This is a genomic window from Bacillus cytotoxicus NVH 391-98 (assembly GCF_000017425.1).
Classification (GTDB): Bacteria; Bacillota; Bacilli; order Bacillales; family Bacillaceae_G; genus Bacillus_A; species Bacillus_A cytotoxicus.
Genome location: NC_009673.1, coordinates 1 through 7,135 on the forward strand (window position 1 = coordinate 1; position 7,135 = coordinate 7,135).

Genomic DNA, 7,135 nt, shown 5'->3' on the forward strand with positions numbered 1-7,135 from the left:
GGAATCTCACATCTGCTCTAGTGGGATTCTTTTTCTTTAATTCTTTTTAAACGTTCTGACATAAGTAACTGAACCGCTACAGCTTCAACTTTCTTCTGATCTACTCTTTTTTCACCCCATTCAATCAATTTCTTATAAAATTCTTCAATACCTTGTTCATGCTTTAAAGCTCGTAAATATAAGACAGATGAAATTTGTTCAAAAAACCATTTATCAAATTTATCTTTTTCTTTTTGAGTCATTGACTCAAAATAAAATTCAGAATCACCATCTAATAACTTTTCCCATAAAACGTCTGGACTAACATCATCTAAAGATTGTTTCTTTTTACGAGAACCTAATTTCACCTTATCAACTGTATTATCTAAAAAGTCAGCCCAAAATTTCGCTGTAGGACGACGCTTCATGTGCTTACCACCAGTAGTTTTTTTAAAATCCACATATGTAAGAAAGACAGAGTAACAAAACTGTTCAAAAGATTGCTTGTCCAATACAATAGCTTTTTTCACAAAATTAGTCGCTGCATCATCAACAAGTTGCAACTCACAACGCACCCAATGCAATAAATCACTAGCATTCATTTGAGCCTTTTTGTCATAAAATCGAAATTGTGTACCAGTACGAGAACCTAAATACCAAGTCTCACCATCTGAAACGTATTGCAATTTATCCTCTTCACCATCAACACCAACTAACTTAAACTTCTTAATTTGATGACCACCTCGAAATCTAGTAGTTAGATTTCCATCTTTAATATATCTAGCAATCTTTTTAATCGAAACACTACCACTCACATCATCTTTAGCTACATCAATACGCGAAAAATGAAAACCTTTAGAAACTGAAGTTAAAAATTTCAACAACTGAATATCATCTTTTTTATAATCAGAACGAATCAATTTCAACATTGAACCAGTCAAAATCAAATGAATACCCATATTAGAAGGTGCATCAAATAGTAATTGAAATGTATTTTGACCTAAAAACTTGTAAGACTTTCTATACCCATGTAGACCATCATCACAATGTTTAAATAAAAACTCATCAATACCAAGAAAACTGGAAATTTTACTAATAATCCTCCTCGCATTTTCTTGGGAATTCTGTACAAATTTAAAAGTGACTTGAACCCAGTCCAGACAAGGGATAGAGTAGATATCGAATGTTCCGGGAACCCCCGTGTTACTGGACGGGGGTTCCACAATTTCTAACTGGAAATTTTCCTTCGAATTAAACACAAAAAACACCTACTAACCACAATTTATTTAATAACAGTATAAATTTTCATTTTCGACATATTCCTTTTCTATAAAATTCAAATTGTATTACATTAACGCTTTAATTATAAATTACTCTTCGATTCTTCCAGTGGTGTGGTATTTATATCGCTTTATTGCCGCTTTGATATTGATATTCAGAACATACAAATAATAAGGCAACACAATTACAAAAGTAACTCCATAAGAAAACCAATTACCTAATTCAAAATGTTTGTCTAACCAATATACAGCTAAAAGGGTTATAAAGGAGATCAATGTGCATGTGATTAATAACCGCTCTTTGTGGTATATTTCTTTTTTAAATTTTTTATATTTCAAAAGATTGTCTTCTCCACTTTTTTTAGCGTATCTTTCATTTCCATTCTCCCACCTCTCTGCCATTTCTCTATAAAATTCAAATTGCATTAAAACTCACTCTAATACTCATTACGACCAATTACTAAAGCCATGTGTTTTATTGTACCGCTAACTCTCACAATTGGTTGATATTTCAACTCTACATATAACCCTTTCTCCTGCATTTCAGTTATCGCTATGTTTAAAGACATCTGAAAACTTTTTTCGCTATCCTCGTTTACAATCTTTGTATCTACAATTTTACCTGTATCCATCTTCAATTCACTTTTCATATTAAATTTCTCCTAATTTTTAGCTTAATGTTTTTCTCTCTTAATGCGCTCCACTGTAGCCTCATTCTTAAATAAACGTTTATTCAACACATCAATTTCAACATCTTTTTCCTCAACTAAATGATATAACTTATTAAAGTTATCATCAGTTTCAATACGATGTGCTTTAAGATCAATTTTAATTTCTTCAATATCCTTACTGATCTTATCTAATTGATCAATAATCTTATGTAATAAATCTTCCATGATTAAAACCTCCGATTATAATTTTAAAAAAGTTCGACTCTATCCCCTATTAATATTAACAAGTTAAGAAAGAACCTCTTAAATTTCTCCTTGTTCTTTATATTTACGTTTCTTCTCTTCAATCATAGCCAGAAAAAATGTAGAACGATTATATTTCTTAAAAGGTAAATTATGTTCTCTAGCAATTGTTTTCCTTCTATCATTCTCAATATCTACAATTTCATCTATTAAAGCCATTTCACTTTCTGTAAATGTAAATGCCCAAGTTTTCTTTTTCTCTTTAACAATCATCTTAAAACCTCCTAGCAAAATTCCTATATTTAATATAACAAAAACCATATTATTTGTAAACAAAAACATATGGTTTTTTTAAAAAATATTTTATTTTACTTTTCTACTATTTGATAACAATCTAATTACATTTAAAATCAACAAACATAAATCACTTATCCTTTCTACGTCTATAAAAAAGTAATAACAACCATAGAACAAGGAATACAACCCCTATAAGTAGGCTATATTCCGCATTCTCCTTTTCATATGAAAAAAACTTGGACTTCATAAAAAACTCATCATTAGTAGGTATCATTTTGCACCTCTAACAGTTTCTTTTATTCCTCTATAAAGATAAAACAATGAAATGCACCAAAATGCTAGAACAACAACATTATCCATCTAGATCAACCCTTTTAAACTTCGAAATTCTACAAGCATTCATAAACAACATAATTCGATTCAAAATAATAAATGTCAATATAGGATACAGAAGTAATATTATTACTTTTAACATCATAAAACCTCTCAAATTGCTTTGTATGACATTATAGTCAAACAAAGCATAATAACCGCACTAAACAAGCTAAAACTCATTAAAATAATGAATCTAGGACTTTTAAAACGTATAAACTTTTTAAACATTAAATAACTTATATCTATCAAACTAACAAAAGACAAAAAACATAACCATAAAAATATAATCATCATAATCTATCAAATCCTTTTATTAAATGGCTGCCATGATAAAATTATCATGGCAAAATCAAATGTTTAAGTTTGTAAATTATATAGAATGCAAGAGAAATACCTACAGAATAAGCAAGACATAACCATAAGTTACTAAACATAACGCTCACACCGTCGCTAATATCCTGCAAATTATATTTACTCTCTATAACAGGAATCGTATTAGGATCTGGAACACCATACACAGGCACACTTAATTCTGAAATATTGCCACTACGATCTACAGCATTCACTTGAACTTTATATTTTGTTCCGTTCTCTAAATTTTTTAAAACAAAAGAAGTAGAAGTGATAAGGTTACTATTCATCTTTTTTCCGTCTAAATAAACGCTATAACCTGCCAAATCTTTGTCACTCACTCTATCCCAAGACGCAATCAAAGCACCATTAGAAGGCTTAGCAAAAACGTTACTAGGTGCATGAGGTGGTTCATCATCTTTTTCCTCTAGAGTCTTTATAGATAGATTGACAGGCGAAGAATCATTCTTATCTTTATCAACCGCAACAACTAAAACATTATATTCTGTTTCTGGATTTAAATTTTTGATTATAAATTCTTCTTGTAATCCAATTTCAGCGTACTTCTTGCCATTTAAGAAAACTTTAAATCCTGCTAGATCATCGTCCTTTGGAGATTTCCAATGTAACTTAACTGTTTTATCAGTTGATTCCGCTACCAAAGACGATACAGGTCCAGGAGGGATTTTTTTAGGATCATTTAAAGTTCTAAAAGTTTTCATCACTCCTGGATTTTCAATTCCATCATCATTAAAAGATCGTAAACTAAAGACATAACTTGTATCATCTTTTAAACCTTCTACAACATACGAATTGACTGGCTTATCAACCTTAGCAATCAATTCATTTTCTTTATAGATATTTACACCCGCGAACTTTTCTTGTGGCGGATTTTTCCAGTTTAACGTAATTTTATTAACATCAGAAATAGCACTTACATTCGTTACTTCGCCAACTCTTCCATCATCAGCAAACACATTAAAATCAAAAATTTGAATGTCATTAATATGAACATAACTTACAGTAACATACCTAACTTTCTTTACAACTTCTTCGTTTTTTGCTATTTTTTTATAATTTTTCAAAACCTTAAAATCAGAATCCAAATAAGAAACAATTAAAGGATTATATCCACCTCTTGCATAAGCATTTATCGAAAAACCTGTTACATCATATTCCTTACCTAAATCAAAAACAACAGGCGAGTCGTCAGCACTAAAAATACTCTTAGACGTCTTTGAATCACCGTCTGTCATCTCTACTATTTTGATTTTAGGATTTTTTTTAATATATCCCTCTTTCCCTTTCAAAACATCAAAAGTTTCTGCACTTACATCTACATGAAAAGTCATAAAGAAAAGAAGCAAACTAATACAACACTTAAAATATACTTACACCGCAACGTTTACACCTCTACCTCCAAAAAAATAAAATTAAAACCGTCCTTTTTGAAAAAAGGGACACAAAAACTTTTCTATATGGGAGGACCCACACCCCATTCGCCTACAGCGGGTGTCCCCCAAACAATGTTTGGGAGAACGCGAGAGCTTGTTTTTACTATTCCATTTGGCAACCCTACGGGACATCAACTTTTATTTAAAAAACTTTTTTAAAAACCAAAAAAACTTTTTTAAATAAAACTCCTTCGCTCCGCTGCGGTCTCTTACAGGCTTTCCATTTACATCTACCGATTCACATTCCAAGCCTTCCAGAGATGATTTTGCGTGTTCTACACTAAATTTTCAGCGTTCTTATAGCATAGAATCTTGTTTCATTCGCCCTAAATTCTTCTGTAAAACTTTCAATTGATACTGTAATTTTTGTAAATCTTCTTTTTCCTCTTCATTAAAATCATATTTATCATCTAAATGTGCTAAAAAACGATTACAAGACTCAAACGCTTGTACAGACGCCTCTATCTGTCTTTTTACTCGTTTACTACCAATCATAATCATTACCCCTTTCAAAATCTAAAACTATCTATATGCAAGCAAACTAACGTCAACTGTTGAATCAATTTATAATAATCTTTTGGTTCAATTCTCAAATCTTTTAATTTTTCTTTTACCTTATCGATTTCAATCAAAATACTCTCAAATATTTGTTGTTGAATAATAGAATTATCTTTCACATTTCCATCCCCTTATGCTCCGTGGCGCAACGCTAAGGCGTTCCGCCACTACGAGCTAACGCACATTCTTATGATACTTGTTTCATTTTCTTTAATTCTTTTAACAACTTTAACTTTAAATTGTATCGATTCGTTTTATCTTTCAATTCAGCAAGTAATAACTCAAATTCTTGTTTATTTGAGGGATACTCCAAAGGTGTTACCATAGCAAATGTTTCATACAAACTTCCTGCCAATTCAAAAGCTTTTTCTTGCTTTATTTTCAATGTTCTAAGCAACTTTTCTTCTTGCCAATCTATTATTGGATAATAAAAATATTCTCTATCCTTACTAACTGGTACATAAATGTAGGTAACATCTCTAAAACGACTGTCTACATTCGAGAATAAAGGTGTTGTTAACATCAACGTACAACGCATTTTCCTCAAAAAGAAAGCTAAATGTGAAAAGTATTTCGAAGCATTCGACAGCGAATTTCTACTATCTATATCCAAATGACATTCATCCAAACATAAAATAGAAGAAGGTTCTTCCGCAATTTTTAAAAAATCTTGAAACGATTTGAAAGGCTTACTACCTTTCAAACCATAATTCGAATACAAAGCACATCCAGTCTTTTGTTGATACTTTTTCGCTTCCAAAGACATAGCCAAAGTTTTACCAGCACCCATTGGTCCTGTAAAAGTAAAAATATACATTTACCTTACCTCTCTTTGAATCCTTTGTTGTTCTCTCATATGCTTGCTCATTTCTGGCATTACACCATTTGCACTAGCAACTTGTGCCTTAACAAACTTAGTAGTATTATCTTCCTTTCTAACTAAATCAACATACTTTTTTCTTATAGAAACACCCAAAGGAACCTTCTTTTCATCTGGATCAATACGCTTTCTACCCATTTTAAAACACCTTTCCTAAAACAAACTTTTATGTATATATTTACTAGTTATTAATCCTATATCTTTAATATAATCAAAAATTATTACATAAAAAACATCAACCAATAAAAAATGAGAGCATTTCAGCTCTCATTCTACATTGTACTGCTTCATGAAATTATATAATGCCAATTCAATCAATTGATGTTTAGAAATATGTTTATTTGTAAAACGTTCAGCAAACTTCTCAAACTTAACATATAACTCATCACCTACCAAAATTGTCTTTTTCACAACTTTACCTGTATCTAAAAGAGGAACCAATTCAAGAAACAACTTAGATTTTTCATCTTGAAAGACTTTAATAACTTCTTTTAAAGTCTTAATTTCAGAATTAGAAAAATTAAAAAGGTTCACATTCTGAAATATTTCCGAACTAATCCCAACTTCCACGCTCTCTTTTTCCTCCAAATTTCTGAATTTATTCTTACTTCCTTCAGTTCTTTTCATCACTAAACTAGAAAATAACACATTATCAATATGATTTTTTTCTGAATTATTTCCGAAATAAACATATTTCTTTAAACTATTATCAAACTTATAACCAACACTTTTCAAACGTCTACTTAACGTATCCTTACTAACACCTAATCTTTTAGCAATCACTGGAACTCTCTCGCCAGCATTTATTTCGTTAACAATTTCAATAATCTTCATACTCATAAAACTATCATTCCTTTTATCATTTTTATCTGAATACATTCTTACAATTATCATAACATATTCAGAAGTATTTCAGAAATATTTCTGAAATACTTCAAAACAAAATAAAAAAATAAAAGCCATAAAATTAATGGCTTTTATAATAGACGATATAAATTAATAACTGTATAATACAAGTACATTCTTTAATAATCATTTTTTTGTCTG

General features: G+C 30.3%; 11 protein-coding genes. All 11 read right to left on the reverse strand.

What is annotated here, in order from left to right; genetic code table 11:
- Positions 1-17: 17 nt before the first annotated feature.
- Positions 18-1,238, reverse strand: coding sequence for a replication initiation factor domain-containing protein (locus BCER98_RS20300; protein WP_011983137.1), 1,221 nt, complete (start codon positions 1,236-1,238; stop codon positions 18-20).
- Between the two features lie 111 nt (positions 1,239-1,349).
- Complete coding sequence (locus BCER98_RS20305) at positions 1,350-1,685, reverse strand: hypothetical protein (protein WP_011983138.1); 336 nt, start codon at positions 1,683-1,685, stop codon at positions 1,350-1,352.
- Between the two features lie 11 nt (positions 1,686-1,696).
- Positions 1,697-1,909 (reverse strand): hypothetical protein, encoded by a 213-nt coding sequence (locus BCER98_RS20310; protein WP_011983139.1) that lies wholly within the window; start codon positions 1,907-1,909, stop codon positions 1,697-1,699.
- Between the two features lie 24 nt (positions 1,910-1,933).
- A complete protein-coding gene (locus BCER98_RS20315) occupies positions 1,934-2,155 on the reverse strand; it encodes a hypothetical protein (RefSeq protein WP_011983140.1) in 222 nt (73 codons plus the stop codon).
- A 78-nt stretch (positions 2,156-2,233) separates the two neighbouring features.
- A complete protein-coding gene (locus BCER98_RS20320) occupies positions 2,234-2,446 on the reverse strand; it encodes a hypothetical protein (RefSeq protein WP_011983141.1) in 213 nt (70 codons plus the stop codon).
- 737 nt (positions 2,447-3,183) lie between these two features.
- Entirely contained in the window at positions 3,184-4,548 is a 1,365-nt protein-coding gene (locus tag BCER98_RS20325; RefSeq protein WP_011983142.1) for a fibronectin type III domain-containing protein, read from the reverse strand.
- A 399-nt stretch (positions 4,549-4,947) separates the two neighbouring features.
- Positions 4,948-5,145: a hypothetical protein gene (locus BCER98_RS20330; protein WP_011983144.1), complete on the reverse strand. Its 198-nt coding sequence runs from the start codon at positions 5,143-5,145 to the stop codon at positions 4,948-4,950.
- 14 nt (positions 5,146-5,159) lie between these two features.
- Entirely contained in the window at positions 5,160-5,327 is a 168-nt protein-coding gene (locus BCER98_RS22735) for a hypothetical protein (RefSeq protein WP_167527350.1), read from the reverse strand.
- 68 nt (positions 5,328-5,395) lie between these two features.
- Positions 5,396-6,025, reverse strand: a complete 630-nt coding sequence (locus BCER98_RS20335; RefSeq protein ID WP_011983145.1) for an ATP-binding protein — start codon at positions 6,023-6,025, stop codon at positions 5,396-5,398.
- A complete protein-coding gene (locus tag BCER98_RS20340; RefSeq protein ID WP_011983146.1) occupies positions 6,026-6,226 on the reverse strand; it encodes a hypothetical protein in 201 nt (66 codons plus the stop codon).
- 129 nt (positions 6,227-6,355) lie between these two features.
- Positions 6,356-6,928: a helix-turn-helix domain-containing protein gene (locus BCER98_RS20345; RefSeq protein WP_011983147.1), complete on the reverse strand. Its 573-nt coding sequence runs from the start codon at positions 6,926-6,928 to the stop codon at positions 6,356-6,358.
- Positions 6,929-7,135: the final 207 nt, after the last annotated feature.

Excerpts from the sequence above, each read along its gene's own strand:
- BCER98_RS20305 (WP_011983138.1), bottom strand. The coding sequence starts at position 1,685 with ATGCAATTTGAATTTTATAGAGAAATGGCAGAGAGGTGGGAGAATGGA.
- BCER98_RS20310 (WP_011983139.1), bottom strand. The coding sequence starts at position 1,909 with ATGAAAAGTGAATTGAAGATGGATACAGGTAAAATTGTAGATACAAAG.
- BCER98_RS20315 (WP_011983140.1), bottom strand. The coding sequence starts at position 2,155 with ATGGAAGATTTATTACATAAGATTATTGATCAATTAGATAAGATCAGT.
- BCER98_RS20320 (WP_011983141.1), bottom strand. The coding sequence starts at position 2,446 with ATGATTGTTAAAGAGAAAAAGAAAACTTGGGCATTTACATTTACAGAA.
- BCER98_RS20325 (WP_011983142.1), bottom strand. The coding sequence starts at position 4,548 with ATGACTTTTCATGTAGATGTAAGTGCAGAAACTTTTGATGTTTTGAAA.
- BCER98_RS20330 (WP_011983144.1), bottom strand. The coding sequence starts at position 5,145 with ATGATTGGTAGTAAACGAGTAAAAAGACAGATAGAGGCGTCTGTACAA.
- BCER98_RS20335 (WP_011983145.1), bottom strand. The coding sequence starts at position 6,025 with ATGTATATTTTTACTTTTACAGGACCAATGGGTGCTGGTAAAACTTTG.
- BCER98_RS20340 (WP_011983146.1), bottom strand. The coding sequence starts at position 6,226 with ATGGGTAGAAAGCGTATTGATCCAGATGAAAAGAAGGTTCCTTTGGGT.
- BCER98_RS20345 (WP_011983147.1), bottom strand. The coding sequence starts at position 6,928 with ATGAGTATGAAGATTATTGAAATTGTTAACGAAATAAATGCTGGCGAG.